Origin of the sequence: Nostoc sp. (genome assembly GCF_036917655.1) — a bacterium.
Taxonomy (GTDB): domain Bacteria; phylum Cyanobacteriota; class Cyanobacteriia; order Cyanobacteriales; family Nostocaceae; genus Nostoc.
Genome location: NZ_JBALCY010000046.1, coordinates 12,332 through 28,312 on the forward strand (window position 1 = coordinate 12,332; position 15,981 = coordinate 28,312).

The following is a 15,981-nucleotide window of genomic DNA, read 5'->3' on the forward strand; positions in this document are numbered from 1 at the left end:
GCTTTTGTACAGGAAGTAAGGAGATTTTCTTTGAGAGTGGTTTTACTGTGATGGTGTAGAAAGCTATGTGTCAATCACTTACACAAGAACTGGAAAACCTTGAGGTCGAACTGCGAGAAGCTATGCTCCGTAATGATATCACTGCTTTGGAGCGCCTCTTGGCAGATGAGGTTATTTTCACAGATCCTCTGGGTAGCGTAATAGACAAAGGAGAAGATTTGTCTCTTCACCAATCAGGCGACTTGGTAGTTACAGGCTATGAAGCAGATGAATTAATTGTTCGAGTCTTTGGCTCAACTGGAATCACAAATTTGAAGGTGAGAGTGACTGGACTTTTTAAGGGGGAATCCTTCAGTGGTGTTTACCGTTATACACGCACATATTTGAAGCAAAATGAGCAATGGCAAATTATAGCAGCCCAAGCAACGGCGATCGCTGCATAGTTTACCTGTTTTTGAAATTTCTCTGCTGGTATATATGCTCAAAGTCCTTCCCAAACAAACCGCCTCCATGCAAATACGCGATGGAGTCCGCCTTGATGCAGACATCTATCGCCCCGATGCTGATGGGGAGTTTCCCGTATTATGATTTGTGTGCGGTGCTATCAGAAGTGTATCCTGATAGGCGCGTATATATTCGTTCCTGAACCCATACTACGGCGGAAAATTCAAAGCCTCTCTCCTTTTAGGCTACTGTGTACACACAAGTCCTAAGAAATCTAGCTTGATTAGGCTTGACTCGTTCCTATGCTCTGCATGAGGAATGCATTCATTGAGTCTCTGACTCAATAGACTTCTTGCATAAATCAATAAATTTGAACCCCAAAGAGCCAAAGCTACGCTTTGTCTCCCCTCCTCGCTTGCAGGAAGGGGATTAAGGTTGGGGTGTTTGGGACTTTTGCAAGAGGTTTAATATCTGACTGGAGGCAGCAGCCCCTAATCAACCATTCCTAGCTTTGCATGGGAACAAGAGAACAAGGAGAAATAGAGAAATCGAGCTTTTTTCGACTTGTGTGTACACCGTAGCCTTTTAGGAGAGAGGAATGGAAGTGAGGTCAGAGTATTAAGTTGCACATCGCGTTAATTAGGATAGAGCAACATTCTTGAGGATGGTCATCGGGCCTTGGGCTTTGAGAAGCTGCATTTCTGCTGCATTCCGCACTAGTAAAGCACCAGCGAATCCTAATGAATTCACAGAGATAGACTGAAAATGCTCCTGCGATCGCGGTATGATTAACATCCATTCTCGTGTCGCTAACAGATTGTAAGCACCAGATTGCGTTACATTTAAACCCACAGCATGACGCAAAGTGCGATAAACTTCCAGTGTTGCTTGGGCTGCTGTAAACGGGGACTGCACCCAATGGGGATCTAGGGGTGCGAAAGCGTGGATAAAAGGAAGTTTTAGTGAAGTTACGTTCAAGTCATGAAATTGTGCTGCCTTCAGCAGAGGTTCAATAGGTATCTGCGGCCCTGAAGGTGCAAGTGGTAGTGGCACTAATTGTAAGTGCTTGTGTCGCTGACTGGCACCTGCGGTTTTGCCACGGTTGTAAAATGCTAAACCATCAAAATCAGCCAGACATGCCCACATAGCCGTAAAATCTTCTAGGGTGAGTAAGCTTTCCTGTTCCTCGAAGCCACGGGTGATGATTAGCAGATGATAATCAACAACATTGAATTTATTTAAAATACATACATGGGTATCGGAAATATCCGCCACAAATAAATCCTCTTCGTAGGGCAAGAAAGGATTGAACTCTTGACTAGACGTGGCAGATTGTTTTTCCTGTTTCTCCTTGGCTGCTTTTTTGCGATTCAGGTTAGACAAAATCCGCACTAAAAAGCGCACGTCATCCTGTTCGACAAATTCAAATTCCGTCGGTATCGATAGCAACGCCCCACATTGTAAAGCATGTTCAGTCTGTTCTTTGACACTTGTCCATAAAGTGCCAGGCTTAAGTAAGATTTTACCCTGTGCCATTTTATTCCTTCAGACATGGATGGAACACGCAATCGGGGCGCACAGTTGTGCGCCCCTACGAATGACTATATTCCAATACAGTTCAGTTAAGATGCGATAAGTAAAATACCAAACCTTTCACAACAACGCAATACCTCTGCAACAAAACTGTCACAAATAATATCTACATTAGTAATACATCTAAATATCCTTCCAGAGAGCAATGCAAAACCAATCTCGCGATGGAGAACACCCATCAAATAGCATTTTATCCAACACTGCTGACACCAAATACCATAATCGAGCACCCTGGAAAAAGGCTGCCGCCTCTCTATCGCTGGTGCTACTGGGATCAGGTATGACATTGGCAGGCGGCTATATGGCTGGACATTCTCAGCAGATGTCTGAGAATGCATCTAATTTGGCAGTGAGTCGAGTCAATGCCGCCCCTCCATTAGCAGCAGGTACAGATCCTAACTTTGTTATCCAAGTGGTGCAAAAGGTCGGGCCAGCTGTGGTACGAATTGACTCTTCGCGAACTGTAAAAACCCAGATCCCAGATGAATTTAACGATCCACTTTTCCAACGCTTCTTTGGCTCTCAAATGCCAGAACAACAATCGAATCGGGTAGAACGGGGTACTGGTTCAGGTTTTATTATTAGTGCTGATGGTCGTATTCTTACCAATGCCCACGTAGTCGATGGTGCTGATACGGTAACAGTAACACTCAAGGATGGGCGTAGCTTTAAAGGTAAGGTATTAGGAAAAGATGACTTGACCGATGTTGCTGTTGTCAAGATTCAGGCAGACAATCTACCGTTAGTGGCCTTGGGTAACTCAGATAAACTGCAACCGGGAGAATGGGCGATCGCCATCGGCAACCCCCTTGGACTAGATAATACAGTAACTACCGGAATCATCAGTGCTACCGGACGCAGCAGCAATCAAATCGGTGCTCCTGATAAGCGAGTAGAGTATATTCAAACCGACGCAGCGATTAATCCCGGTAACTCCGGCGGCCCTCTGCTAAATTATCGTGGCGAGGTGATTGCCATGAATACAGCGATTATCCAGGGAGCACAAGGATTAGGCTTTGCTATTCCTATCAATACAGCACAACGCATTTCCAGTCAACTAATAGCTACAGGTAAAGTAGAACATCCTTATCTGGGAATTCAAATGGTGGGGTTAACGCCTCAGCTAAAACAAAATATCAACTCAGATCCCAATAGCGGTTTGAGCGTGAATGAAGATAAAGGTGTATTAGTTGTGAAAGTTGTGCCAAATTCACCAGCTGCTAAAGCAGGAATACGGGCTGGTGATGTTATCCAAAAGCTTGGTGGTCAAGCAGTCACAGATGCCAGCAGTGTCCAAAAGGTAGTAGAAAATAGCCAAGTCGGGGGAGATTTGCGCTTGGAGTTACGCCGCAATGGGCAGAATCTTAACATTGCTGTGCAACCTGGTGCTTTCCCCACGCAACCCACGCAAGTACAGTAATCCCTGTGGTCAGCCGTTTCGAGCGATTTTTGAGTAGTAAATGAGTAGTATCAAAAATCTGGAGCTTAAATTTAAGAAAACAAAGAAAGCTCAAAATAAAGCCGTCCTATTAATGACAGGACGGCTTTATTTATCGTTATACATTCACCACGGACGATCGCTCTATCTACCTGCATCATCGATGAGCATGAAACAAACATGGGGGAAACCCCCTTGGCGCTAGCCTCTCCCAATGTGAGAAGACCACGCTAACTCACTACAAACTTTAATTTATTTATGCCTAGCAAGAAGTTGCAACTGAATTTTAAGCTAGAGCCACTGCTGGTTGCTGCCAGCGTCCTACCGCCTTACCAATCACTGCTAATTCTTGCATCAAGTTATCGAAACGGTCTGGTGTGAGAGATTGGGGGCCATCGGATAAAGCTTTGGCAGGATTGGGGTGAACCTCTATCATCAGGGAATCTGTGCCAGCTGCGATCGCAGCCATTGCCATTGAAGGCACAAACTCAGACCAACCTACGCCGTGGCTGGGGTCAATCATGATGGGCAGGTGAGTCAGCTTTCGCAACACTGGTACTACCGATAAATCCAGTGTATTTCGCGTATACTGGCGGTCAAAGGTGCGTATTCCCCGTTCACACAAGATTACATTGGGATTGCCAGATGCCAAAATATACTCTGCTGCCATTAACCAATCTTCAATAGTAGCCGCCATTCCCCGCTTCAAGAGAACTGGTTTCGCCTGCGCTCCTACTTTTTTAAGCAAGGAGAAATTCTGCATATTCCTTGCCCCCACCTGGATCACGTCAGCAATTTCGACAATTTTATCCAGGTCAGCGGCATCCATCACTTCTGTAATAATACCTAGTCCGCTGACTTCCCGCGCCTTTGCCAACAAATCCAAAGCACTCTCGCCGTGTCCTTGGAAGGCGTAAGGTGAAGTCCGGGGTTTGTATGCCCCGCCGCGCAAAAATGTGGCTCCAGCCGTCTTGACGCGCCGCGCCGTCTCCACAATCATTTCTTCATTTTCTACGGAGCAGGGGCCGGCAACGACTACTAAGGGGTGATGTTCACCAAATACCACCGCTCCATTGGGAGTATTAACCACCACTTCCGAAGCTTCGCCGTGGCGGTACTGGCGGCTGGCTCGTTTGTAAGGCTGCTCTACCCGCAACACCTGCTCAATCCAGGGGCTAAGTTCCTGAATTTGTAGTGGATCTAAGCTGGCGGTTTCACCTACTACACCAATAACTACTTTGTGTTGACCAACAATTTTTTCTGGAGTTAGTCCCAAGCTAGTTAGTTCCTGATCAATGCGGTTTATTTCCGTCTCTGGGGAACCACTTTTCATTACTATAATCATGTCAAACTTCCTGATTAATTAAGTAAAATTTTCTGTAAATGAGCTAACTTTATTGTTGTCTATTGGTCTAATTACGAATAGTTAAAAATAAAATTTATTTACAAAATAAATCTAGCGCTCAGTCAGTAGTTTTACTACTAAATAACTGGATATGGGGTATAAAAAGGATGATATAATTTTAATTATTAATGTTGAAGTTATAAAATTTCAACTTCAACATTCACGGGTTCGGCACTTCCTTCAAGTCGGGAAACCCGCCCAACGGAGTGCCTCACTTCTTCATTTACCCAATACCGCAGTTACATAATACCTGAGCGCCGGTCATTATGAGTTTTTTTGCCGAGTTTCGCGCCAAACTGCCACCATTCGTCCCCAATTGGTGTTGAACTCACCCAAACCCAGCAAACTTCCGACTCTTTCTTCATCCCAAGAGGCAGAGAGAACGCCATAAGTTATCCCTAAGACCCCCAAACCAAATAATCCCATGTTCACTAATAACACGGCGATGGGAGGTAGTTGGATGTCGGAGTAGATAGCAAGCAGATAACTCACAACTAGGGTGGTAATGCCCAAAGCTGTTGGTACACCACAGAACCCAGCTACCCGTCGGATCATCCGCTGGCTGACTACTTGGGGAATAGTCATCTCTTCTTTGGTGTAAGACGGTTTTCGATCAGCCTGTTTGCCAGATTCTTGTGACTGTGCTGCTGGTTTACTTTGAGTTTTTGCAGCTTTTTGGCGCTTTTTGTTTGGTTCAAAGGGCAAGCGATCGCGTCCAGATTCTTCAGCAGACATAAGCGGTAGTCCCTATCCACGAATACCGAGGCGAGCAATCAAGGCTTGATACTTTTCCCGGCTTTCCTGCGATATATAAGCTAGAAGACGTTTGCGCTGACCAATAAGCTTCAATAGTCCCCGTCGGGAAGAATGGTCTTTTTTATTTGCCTGGAGATGTTCGCTGAGGCGGTTGATGCGCTCAGTTAACATGGCAACTTGGACATCGGCCGAACCAGTGTCGGTTTCGTGAACTTGGTAGTTGGAAATTATTTCTTGTTTCCGCAGTTGCGTCAGAGCCATGATCGATTCAGTTTCTAGTTTTTCTAAATGTATGCAGCAGTCTCCCATAATATCACAGCCCTCAAGCTGGATGTGGAATGACCTTTGTCGCTATATTTTGTATGTTTTGATACTAGTGAAATTGGAAGCCAGAGTTTCCCCGCAGGAGTTGCAAGTGGCGTTGTGTTACACCGTAGGCTAATGCACCTTGAATCGTTGACGGTGCGGCGCTTGGCGACAACGCAACGCCAGTTGCTACAACGGATAGCGCAGGTAAAGCCAACTCTTAGAGAGGCTGCGCCAACGGCATGGCAACTCTTAGAGACGCTACTCGCGTTCGCTTAGAGCGAGTCTTCTCCCAAGGGGAGACGCTTTAGCGCAACGAGCGTCGGGAACCTCCGCAACGCACTGGCTCCCCTACATTTAAATTTCTTAACATAGCTTGAAATATTAGCACCGACTTACTTATCTACAAATTAGACACCTCCAGAAATTAATGATGCGTTATCTGAAACCCTTGTAGAGACGTTACATGTAACGTCTATAGATTCATTTTCACTCCTATATCTATTGTGTTAATCTCTTTGTTTGATAATCACACATCAATAAAATGAGATACCAGGTAGGGGGTAGTCTTCGCAGTGACGATCCCACATATGTTATCCGTCAGGCAGACGAAAAACTTTATACAAGCCTGAAGGCTGGTGATTTTTGTTACGTCTTCAATTCTCGCCAGATCGGCAAATCATCGCTACTACAGCGCACAAGTTATCGTCTCAGACAAGAAGGCTATAGTTGTGTTTACTTGGATGTAACCACATTGGGTAGCGAGGATACTACACCGGAACAATGGTACAAAGGTGTTATTATCAGCTTGTTCTACGGCTTAAATCTGGTGGGAAAAGTCAAATTTAAGCAATGGTGGGAGATGCAAGCAGGTCTTTCCTCAGTGCAAAAACTACACCAGTTCGTAGAAGAAGTATTGCTGCCAAATTTTCAAAGCGAATCTCCGCCAGATACCAAAGCCGAACGTATTTTCATCTTCATTGATGAGATTGATAGTTTGTTAAGTTTGAGTTTTCCTGTCAGTGACTTTTTTGCCTGGATTCGTCATTGCTATAATCAGCAGGCACACGACCCGAATTTTCAACGTTTGGGATTTACACTATTTGGGGTAGCCAGTCCATCTGACTTAATTTCTGACAAACGTCGTACACCTTTTAATATTGGTACAGCGATAGATTTACATGGCTTTCAACTCCATGAAGCCACACCATTGCTAAAGGGATTAGAGGAAGTTATAACTCAACCAGAAGCAGTACTTCAAGAGATTATTTACTGGACAGGGGGACAACCATTTCTTACCCAAAAACTCTGTCAGTTAATTGTCCACACAGCTTTACAAACATCAAATAGAAAAATTGATTTACCGCCAGAAACTGAAGCATCTTGGGTAGAACAATTTGTGCGATCGCAGATTATTCAAGACTGGGAAGCTAACGACGATCCCGAACACCTCCGCACAATTCGCGATCGCCTACTTTTTAACGAACACCGATCTGGGAGATTACTAGGGCTTTACCAACGAGTGTTGCAAGCAGAGTCAGCAGAGGAGCATACTTCTCTAGGAGAGGCTGCGCCAACGACTGCGCTCAGTAACCAGGGGAGCAGGGGAGAAGAGTTTTCCCCAGACCTCTTTTCTAGACCTCTGCCTCTTCATCCTGTACCGACAGATGATAGTCAAGAACAGACAGAACTGTTGTTATCTGGTTTAGTCGAGAAACACAACGGCTATCTCAAAATTAAAAATCCGATCTATCGGAATGTTTTCAATGCTGAATGGGTGATCAAGCATTTAGACAATCTCCGCCCTTACTCGCAAACATTCAATTCTTGGGTAGCCTCTTCCTTTAAAGATGAATCGCGTCTTTTGCGAGGACAGGCTCTAAAAGATACTCAAAATTGGGCGCAGGGCAAAAGTCTGAGCGATTTGGATTATCAATTTTTGGCTGCTAGTCAAGAATGCGAACGCCGTGAAGTGCAAACGGCATTGGAGGCAGCACGGGCGAAAGAGGTAGAAGCACGACTAGAACAAGAGAAAAGAACGGCTTTATTGCAAAGATTTCTGCTAATTGCAGTAGGTATTGGGTTGCTTGTCTCTTGCTGTTTGGCGAGTCTAGACAAGACAGTAAAACTCTGGAAACGCGACAGTTCAGGCTGGCAAAAAGCCAAGCCTCTACAACCTCTCCAAGGTCACACCGGCTGGGTTGTAGGAGTAGCTTTCAGTCCTGACGGTCAGACCATTGCTTCATCAAGTGAAGATACTACTGTTAAACTTTGGAAAAGAGACAGCATAAATGGAAGCTACCGCCTTGATAAAACTCTTAAAGGTCACAGTGCCGGGATTTGGGGAGTCGCTTTTAGTCCCGATGGTCAAACTGTTGCTTCTGCTAGTCTCGACAAAACGATTAAACTTTGGAATATTGATGGTACAGAACTGAGAACGCTGAAAGGACACAGTGCATCCGTTTGGGGAGTGACTTTTAGCAAGGACGGCAGCTTTATTGCTTCGGCGGGCGCAGAAAACGTTGTTAGACTTTGGCAAAGTCAAAATCCATTCCAGAAGTCTATCATTGCCCATAAAGCTGGGATTTGGTCAATAGCGATCGCCTCCGACAGTTCGACGATCGCCACAGCTAGCCACGAGAACACCGCTAAACTTTGGAGTCGCCAAGGTAAATTGCTCAAAACTTTTACTGAATCTGGGGGCGCAATCTTCGACGTTTCATTCACTAAAGATGGCAAGTTAATAGCGCTTCGCGCTTACGATGATACGGTAAAGCTCAAGAAGCGAGACGGCACTTTGGTCGCTACTTACAAAGATCCTCTCGGTAAACTCTTAGCAGCAGTAGTGAGTCCTGATGGGCAAACGATCGCAATGGCAAATGTTGACAAGGTTGTTCAAATATGGAGGCGCGATCAGCCTGCACCACAGATTCTCAAAGGGCATCAGGCGGAAGTGTGGCACGTCGTTTTTAGTCCAGACGGTCGGCTTGTTGGTTCAGCCAGTGGCGATAGTACTGCTAAGTTGTGGACGCTTGATGGCAAGTTGTTCAAAACCCTTGTAGGACATTCGGCGGCAGTATGGAGAATAGCCTTTAGCCCTGACAGTAAAATGGTAGCTACTGGAAGTGGCGACAATACTGTTAAGTTATGGACGCTGGACGGCAAGTTGCTAAAAACTCTTAAAGGTCATACGGCTGCAATTTGGGGAGTTGCGTTTAGTCCCAATGGAAAAATAGTTGCTTCTGGAAGCGTGGATGCTACCGTCAAACTTTGGAAGCTGGATGGTACGGAATTAACGACTCTGAGAGGACATACCACAGCAATTAGGGAAATTGCCATCAGGCGGGACGGGACAATGCTTGTTTCAGGGGGTGATGACAACACACTGATTCTATGGAATTTGCAGCGAATTCTCAACTTAGATGCACTGACTTATGGTTGCGCCCTGGTGCAAGATTATTTGAAAACTAACACAGCAGTGGAAGAGAGCGATCGCACCCTTTGCAATTAATCCCATTCAAATGATCCTATTCTCTATCTAAACCGCAATAATGCGGAGAATATTTACAATCAGCAATTAATAAGACTCGCCGACGAGTATAAAAGACTCGTGAACGGAGTTCAAAGACTCGCCGACGAGTATAAAAGCACTCGTGAACGGAGTTCAAAGACTCGTCAACGGAGTTATTGGATGAAATATTTCACTTTCTACACTCAGAAGTGCCAAACGTATAGAATTTCGATGTTTGGATACTGCGGACTGGCGATCGCGCAATGAAAACAAAGTCAAGCAGAGTAAACTAGAATCCAATACGCTTGGGTTAAAGCCAAAAACCAAAACCAGCGTAGGTTGGGTTGAGGGACGAAACCCAACATTTTCAGGACTTTGTTGGGTTTCGTCCCTCAACCCAACCTACAATTATCCTTAACCCAAGCGTATTGAACTAGAATCTACATTAGACCTCTTGCAAAAAAGTTTTGTGGTATTATTAAGGGTCTTATAAAAAATCCATACCAGAACCTATACAGAGAACTTTTGTTACCTCGCTGGGATGTTTTCTAAAGATAGAAAGGAAATTTTTAAAACCGCAATTATAGCATAATTTATTTTTGCAAGAGGTCTATTTACTATTTTGGCTGGCTACTGCTAAACAAATATCTTGGCTGTATAGCTTGGCAAGTCAGTGACTAAACCATCTTCCCCAACTTTCACTTCACGCTTGGCGAACCAATCTCGCGAATACTCAGCAGTTGGGAAGTCTGGAATTTGATATCTAGTTAGATTCTGGTGAGAAAAATTAGCCACGACAACGATATGAGAATTCTGCTCATCCCAGCGGGTGTAAGCTAGCACTTTATCGTCGGCATTTTCGTAGAAAAACTCGATATTGTCACTTTGCAAGGCTAGATTCTGCTTGCGTAGAGCAATGAGCTTTTGATAATACTCAAATAAATCACGATTCTGGTCGCCTGACAACAAAGACCAATTAATCTTCTGTGGCTTAGTCACATCTTCGCTTTTTAGCTGGTATTCACCAAACTCTTCTCCCATCCAGAGCATCGGTATACCCATTGCTGTCATTAAGAGAACAGCTGCTAACTTCGCTCGCTTAAATGCGTCTGCGTCAAATATACCGCGATCGCCTAATTCTCGCAATAGATGTTCGCGATCGTGGGTTGCCAAATAATTTATCACATTGGTAGCGATCGCATAACCCTGCTGCCTGGGATCTAAAATTTGCTTTAGTTGTTCTATTTCAAATGTTTCTCCACAAATATATGGAACTATAAAGTAGCGAAAACTCTCATGCCAACAGGCATCTAATGGCCCATCTGGCTTGACTACAGTGTTTGTATCGGGAATATATTCGGCAATGTTGTAAAACTGTTTGGGTGCAGCATGATTTTTCCCTTGCTTCGCTAGCCAGTCTAGAAATTCAAAGTTAGCCAATTGGCGCACCGCATCAAAACGAATTCCATCAATGTGATACTCCTGAATCCAAAATTGCACCACATCCCCGACATATTTCCATGCAGGCTTAACATCTAACTTTTCATCATAATTATCATAGTTAAACTCTGGGCCCCAGTAATTACCTGGATCTTCAGGATAATGCATGTGTTCGTAATACCAGTAATTCCGGTCAATCAGCATTAACGGGCATTCTTCATCTGTGTGGTTATAAATTCCATCCATAAAAACGCGAATGCCTCTAGCATGACACTCATCTATTAATCGCTTTAAATCTTCTGTTGAACCGTAACTAGATTCTGTAGCAAAGAAGTGGCGCACTTTATAGCCCCAGTTATAGTTACCAGGGTACTCATTCACTGGCATTAATTCAATTGCATTAACTCCCAACTCAACCAGATAATCTAACTTGGCAATTACCCCTAAATATTTGCCTAGTTTCTCAAGTCCAACCTCATCACCAGTAAAATCGGCAACGTGCATTTCATATATGACTAATTCCCGATTATCGGGCAACGGTTTTTCATCATATTGCCAAACGTAAGTATCAATAATGCGTTTCCCATCTTTAATCCGCACTCTGCCGGATTTTTCTGTTTCATTAACATCAGTTGCTTTAGGGTCAATAACATCTACCCATTCATCAACTGCAAAATTTGGGCTTTTGCTTTGAACATGAAACTTATATTGATAAATGCCGTCTTCCAGTTTTACTTGAGTGCGGAAATAACCATCTTCACTTTTTACCATTGGGATCTCTTTCCAGTCCGAAAAAGACCCAATTAAAACTGCTCCTTTGTTACGAGGAGCAAAGAACGTAAATTCAATTAAACTTCCCATTTTCATTTTTTTAAATTAGCATCCGGTTAGCATCTGCTCAGGAAATCGACGTTTCTGAAACCTTTCGATAGGTTACTTCCTTCCGAATGACCATACATCTATCTTTAGTTAGTCTTACTTCAAAATAAATATCGTGCTTTTAAATTTACTTGGTTGTGAGTTTTTTATAAGATAGAAGACTTATTTTCTGTTGCTTCAATAAACGCCTCAAACTGACCATTAGGCGTCCATTGAATAGCCCCGTCTCGTCCTGTAAAAAATAGTTTGGTTTTGCTTTGATTCAATTCAGATAAAACCTTTGGATCAAAGTTGGCAGAAGAAGCGATCGCCACTTGTGGTTGTAGGGCAATAACTAAATCCTTTAATGACTGAGGGGCACACCACAGCACTTGTGGACGAGGCAAACTCCCACTTTTAACTAGTTGCTGTACCTCTTTAGACTTTATATTACCTACTAATAACCAATTCTGATCTAAAATTTGCAATTGTAAGATGGGTAATTGATCGTTGATTAACTGTGCCACTATTGAACCCGTTTTCACAGCTTGACCAACTGCCAGCGGTTGGTAAGATCCCTGATACTTTTGTAATTCTTGTTGAATTGCCTGAGTTGCAATAGAATTTTCTGGCTTGGGAGAATATTCGTAAAAATTTTTTATTGGTAAACGTTGCAGTAATTCCAACCAAGCATTACTTTCATTGCCTTGGAAATCAGTTGCGATCGCCCAATTGATTTGATTTATACCCTGCTGTTGTAAAAACGGTAGGATTGTGAAACGTCCTGTACCTTCATCGCCACTATTAATTACAGTTACTGTACCTCTATCTTGAACAACTACAATTGGTTCCGTACCAGATTCTAATACTGTTATCCGAAACAATGTATTTGTAGAATGCCAAAGAGGGATGAATACTAAACCAATCGCAATCACATTAGCAAACCACCATCGCCGCTGCCACCAAGGAACTAGCCAAACCAGTATAATCAGTACATAAATCGCCAGAAGCTGCCAAGTCGATATGCTGCCTACAGCAACAGAATTCCCTGGCAACTTGCTAAAAAATTCCACTAGTTTAATTAGCCAATCAGTCGGGTAATGCAACACACCCGCAAGGAAACTTCCTGCCTCAGTCCAAATTAAACCTACTAAGGCACTGATGATTCCACCTATACTAATGATCGAAATTAATGGAGTACTAGCGACATTCAGCACCAAACTATAAGATGGTACAACCCCAAAGACAAAAAGTTGCACAGGTAAAGTCCAAATCGTGGCAGCTAGGGGAACGGCAATCAAAGCAGCGATCGCAGGTGGTAGCCATGCTAGGCGGTTGACTAATGCGGGTACTGTTACGACTAATCCCAGTGTTGCTAAAAAACTCAATTGAAAACCTAAATCCCAAATCCATAGAGGATTAAATACTAATAACAGAGTTGCCGCTAATAGCAGCGAACCCAACTGTTTTACCTTCCTTTTTAATAGTAAACCAACTAATGCTGCAAAACCCATAATTACGGCTCTGAGTACCGCAGGTTGAAAACCTGTCAAACTCAGAAAAATGATTAAAGCTAAAAAGCCAAGGGTAAATTGAGTTGCTTTTTTTGTCCGCCTTGTTAACTGTAAGATCACACTCAAAATCAAGGAAGTTTGGAACCCGGAAGCTGCTAAAGCGTGAGCTAATCCTGCTTGTACAAATAAGTCGCGGATATCATAGGGTAAATCAACTGCTTTGCTGCCTAAAACCATCGCACTGACAAGAGGCCCTTCAGGGATACCCAACCAACGAACTTGCGATCGCACAATTCGCTCCCGAATTTGCCACCATCCCCATTTACGCTCCTGATCCAAAACATTTATCTGTCGCCCAATCAAACCAGCAAACGTTCCTTCTTGCTTGAGAAACTTCTGAAAGTCGAAACCACCACGATTGGAAGCCGCCTTTGGTTTGTACAAAATCCCAGTCACAGCAATTTGTTGACTAGGGTATAATCCAGTAGCTTGAAGTATAGGCACTGTCACATACAATTTGCCTGTCACCCCTTTTGGGACACCCGCTGAACCTTTTTCATTTTTGACCTCATCTAGCTGAGTCGCTTCCAGCCAAAATTGTCCTCGCTGACTGCGAGTCAAGCGGGGATTACTCGCCACTTCGCCGCGAACAATCACAAGTTGTTCTTGATTACTGCTATTTCCAGGCGGGACGAACTGACTAATATCTTTTGCACCTGGTTGTGGCACTCGCCATTGAAAATATAGAGTTGCTAATAATCCCACTAAGCCAGCAGCTAGCCATATTCGAGGATGGAGAGTAGTTTGCCAAGTGTTAGGCACTGCCTTATTTTTGCTTCCAGCATTTTCTGGTTTCTGAGCAAATTGCCGTAGCATGGTTCGTCTTGTAAAAAGAATTGCTCCCACTATCCCCAGAACCAAAATCCACACTCCACCCCAAGGAACTCCTGTAAACAGCAACCCGAAAATGTAGCCAAGACAAATAATTACACCACTGGTTTGAATCATAAGATTTTTTGTAAAAGCACCTGACCAACAGAATTTGCAGCTAACTTAAAAATAGCTAGGGTAGCAATAGAGAAAAATCGGCGTTGCTGAATTTGGCTATGAAATTCAAAAATCAAATATTCCAAACTCTTATTATCTGCGCCGGGAGCGCCTCTGCGTGAGCTTTTCATCTCTTTAATCAGCAACGCCGAAAAATTTTTATGCTTGTGGTGAAGTATAGTCCAATACAGTTCAATTAAGCTTTAACCCAAATGTATCGAAGTATAGTCCATCAAGTTTATACAAACAAAGCCCGCACAGGCGGGCCTTATCCTTGTAGCATTAATGTTCTAGACTCAAGATTTAACGGTATTTCTGACCTTTAGCAATAGCCACATTATAAAGATATACCGAGCTTGGAGAATGCAAAATCAAGGGTTTGCTAACCTGCAAAGGCAGGTTTTGTCTGTAGTAGCCGCGTTATACTCGCTCAGACGAGTAATAAATTAGACTTTACAAACATCGTCTTACTGTGCCAGATAAAAAGTATCTGAATGTAGAGCATCCTTGGACACATCAACTTCTCTACCAAAACAATGAAAGTATTACCCAAAGAAGATAAGAGACAATTGGAGTCAAAAACAGCCAATCAACAATATATTGGTAACGAGATTTAACTGTAAACTCTGAAACAGGTTGTGGTAAGACTGGCTGTGAAACAAGTTGGTGCACAACTGGCTGTATGACTGGTTTTAAATCTTTGAGCAACGGAAAAGCCAACTTCTCCCTTTGTTCAACATATAAATAAGCTACCTTCCTAGCCAAATGCCGAATCCTAGCAATATAGCGAGTTCTCTCCGTCACCGAAATCACACCTCTAGCATCCAGCAAATTAAACGTGTGCGAACACTTCATTACATAATCTAAGCTAGGTAAGACCAATCCTCGCTCCGTCAATTGGGTAGCTTCCTGCTCATACAAATTAAATAGTGTCAGTAGCAACTCAGGATTCGACGCTTCAAAGTTGTAGGTACACTGCTCAATCTCTCCCTGAAGGTAAACATCACCATAAGTAATGTTGTCCGTCCAATGAATCTTAGTAATTGCCTCCACTTCCTGGAGGTACATCACCAATCGCTCTAACCCGTATGTAATCTCAATCGACACAGGACGGCAATCGATTCCCCCACACTGTTGGAAGTAGGTAAATTGAGTAATTTCCATCCCATCTAACCATACTTCCCAGCCAGTGCCCCAAGCTCCCACCGTTGCATCTTCCCAGTTATCCTCTACAAACCGAATATCGTGGTCTTCAGGACGAATGCCTAAAACCCTTAATGAATCAAGATAAATCTCCTGAATATTATCTGGCGACGGCTTAATCAGAACTTGATATTGATAATAGTGTTGAAAGCGGTTGGGGTTTTCGCCGTACCGGCCATCTGTCGGGCGACGACATGGTTCAACGTACGCAACAGCCCACGGTTCAGGGCCTAATGCTCTTAAAAATGTCTGCGGATTCTTAGTACCTGCGCCCTTCTCAATATCATAGGGCTGGGCAATAAGACAACCGCGTTCGCCCCAGAACTGATGCAATAAAGCAATAACCGACTGAAAATTCACGCTTGACCCATCCTTACTCAGCACAGTGGATAAACCATTGTGGACTACAACTCGGCACTGTGGGGAGTTTCAGGGGACTAAAAAGGAGTCCAAAAGATTTTTTGGA

11 protein-coding genes and 1 pseudogene are annotated in these 15,981 nt (G+C 43.6%); 4 read left to right on the forward strand and 8 right to left on the reverse strand.

What is annotated here, in order from left to right; genetic code table 11:
* Positions 1-65 precede the first annotated feature (65 nt).
* Positions 66-443, forward strand: coding sequence for a nuclear transport factor 2 family protein (locus V7K30_RS16660; RefSeq protein ID WP_335001040.1), 378 nt, complete (start codon positions 66-68; stop codon positions 441-443).
* Positions 444-1,083: 640 nt separating this feature from the next.
* Here the strand turns inward: V7K30_RS16660 and V7K30_RS16665 are convergent.
* Positions 1,084-1,980, reverse strand: a complete 897-nt coding sequence (locus V7K30_RS16665) for an ATP adenylyltransferase family protein (protein WP_335001042.1) — start codon at positions 1,978-1,980, stop codon at positions 1,084-1,086.
* A gap of 202 nt (positions 1,981-2,182) precedes the next feature.
* Here V7K30_RS16665 and V7K30_RS16670 point away from each other — a divergent pair, with 202 nt between their 5' ends.
* The gene (locus V7K30_RS16670; protein ID WP_335001044.1) at positions 2,183-3,457 is read left to right on the forward strand and encodes an HhoA/HhoB/HtrA family serine endopeptidase; all 1,275 of its coding nucleotides are present in this window, start codon (positions 2,183-2,185) and stop codon (positions 3,455-3,457) included.
* Positions 3,458-3,761: 304 nt separating this feature from the next.
* On the opposite strand, the gene aroF is transcribed toward V7K30_RS16670, so the two are convergent.
* The 3 genes from aroF to rpsO form a co-directional block, all read right to left on the reverse strand.
* A complete protein-coding gene (gene aroF / locus V7K30_RS16675; RefSeq protein WP_335001046.1) occupies positions 3,762-4,820 on the reverse strand; it encodes a 3-deoxy-7-phosphoheptulonate synthase in 1,059 nt (352 codons plus the stop codon).
* Positions 4,821-5,144: 324 nt separating this feature from the next.
* Positions 5,145-5,615, reverse strand: a complete 471-nt coding sequence (locus tag V7K30_RS16680) for a PAM68 family protein (RefSeq protein ID WP_335001048.1) — start codon at positions 5,613-5,615, stop codon at positions 5,145-5,147.
* A gap of 12 nt (positions 5,616-5,627) precedes the next feature.
* The gene (gene rpsO, locus V7K30_RS16685) at positions 5,628-5,897 is read right to left on the reverse strand and encodes a 30S ribosomal protein S15 (protein WP_041565894.1); all 270 of its coding nucleotides are present in this window, start codon (positions 5,895-5,897) and stop codon (positions 5,628-5,630) included.
* Positions 5,898-6,077: 180 nt separating this feature from the next.
* Here rpsO and V7K30_RS16690 point away from each other — a divergent pair, with 180 nt between their 5' ends.
* Both V7K30_RS16690 and V7K30_RS16695 read left to right on the forward strand, forming a co-directional pair.
* Positions 6,078-6,221, forward strand: a complete 144-nt coding sequence (locus V7K30_RS16690) for a hypothetical protein (RefSeq protein ID WP_335001049.1) — start codon at positions 6,078-6,080, stop codon at positions 6,219-6,221.
* A gap of 265 nt (positions 6,222-6,486) precedes the next feature.
* Positions 6,487-9,453 carry an AAA-like domain-containing protein gene (locus V7K30_RS16695; RefSeq protein WP_335001050.1) on the forward strand — a complete coding sequence of 989 codons (2,967 nt, stop codon included), beginning with the start codon at positions 6,487-6,489 and terminating at the stop codon, positions 9,451-9,453.
* A gap of 636 nt (positions 9,454-10,089) precedes the next feature.
* Here the strand turns inward: V7K30_RS16695 and V7K30_RS16700 are convergent.
* The 4 genes and pseudogenes from V7K30_RS16700 to glyQ all read right to left on the reverse strand — a co-directional run.
* Complete coding sequence (locus V7K30_RS16700; protein WP_335001052.1) at positions 10,090-11,754, reverse strand: alpha-amylase family glycosyl hydrolase; 1,665 nt, start codon at positions 11,752-11,754, stop codon at positions 10,090-10,092.
* Positions 11,755-11,918: 164 nt separating this feature from the next.
* On the reverse strand, positions 11,919-14,273 hold the full coding sequence (locus tag V7K30_RS16705) for a ComEC/Rec2 family competence protein (RefSeq protein ID WP_335001054.1): 2,355 nt from the start codon (positions 14,271-14,273) through the stop codon (positions 11,919-11,921).
* A complete protein-coding gene (locus V7K30_RS16710; RefSeq protein WP_335001056.1) occupies positions 14,270-14,443 on the reverse strand; it encodes a hypothetical protein in 174 nt (57 codons plus the stop codon). The genes V7K30_RS16705 and V7K30_RS16710 overlap by 4 nt, the downstream gene beginning before the upstream one ends.
* 562 nt (positions 14,444-15,005) lie before the next feature.
* Positions 15,006-15,875: pseudogene (gene glyQ, locus V7K30_RS16715) on the reverse strand (glycine--tRNA ligase subunit alpha); the annotation flags it as partial.
* Positions 15,876-15,981 lie beyond the last annotated feature (106 nt).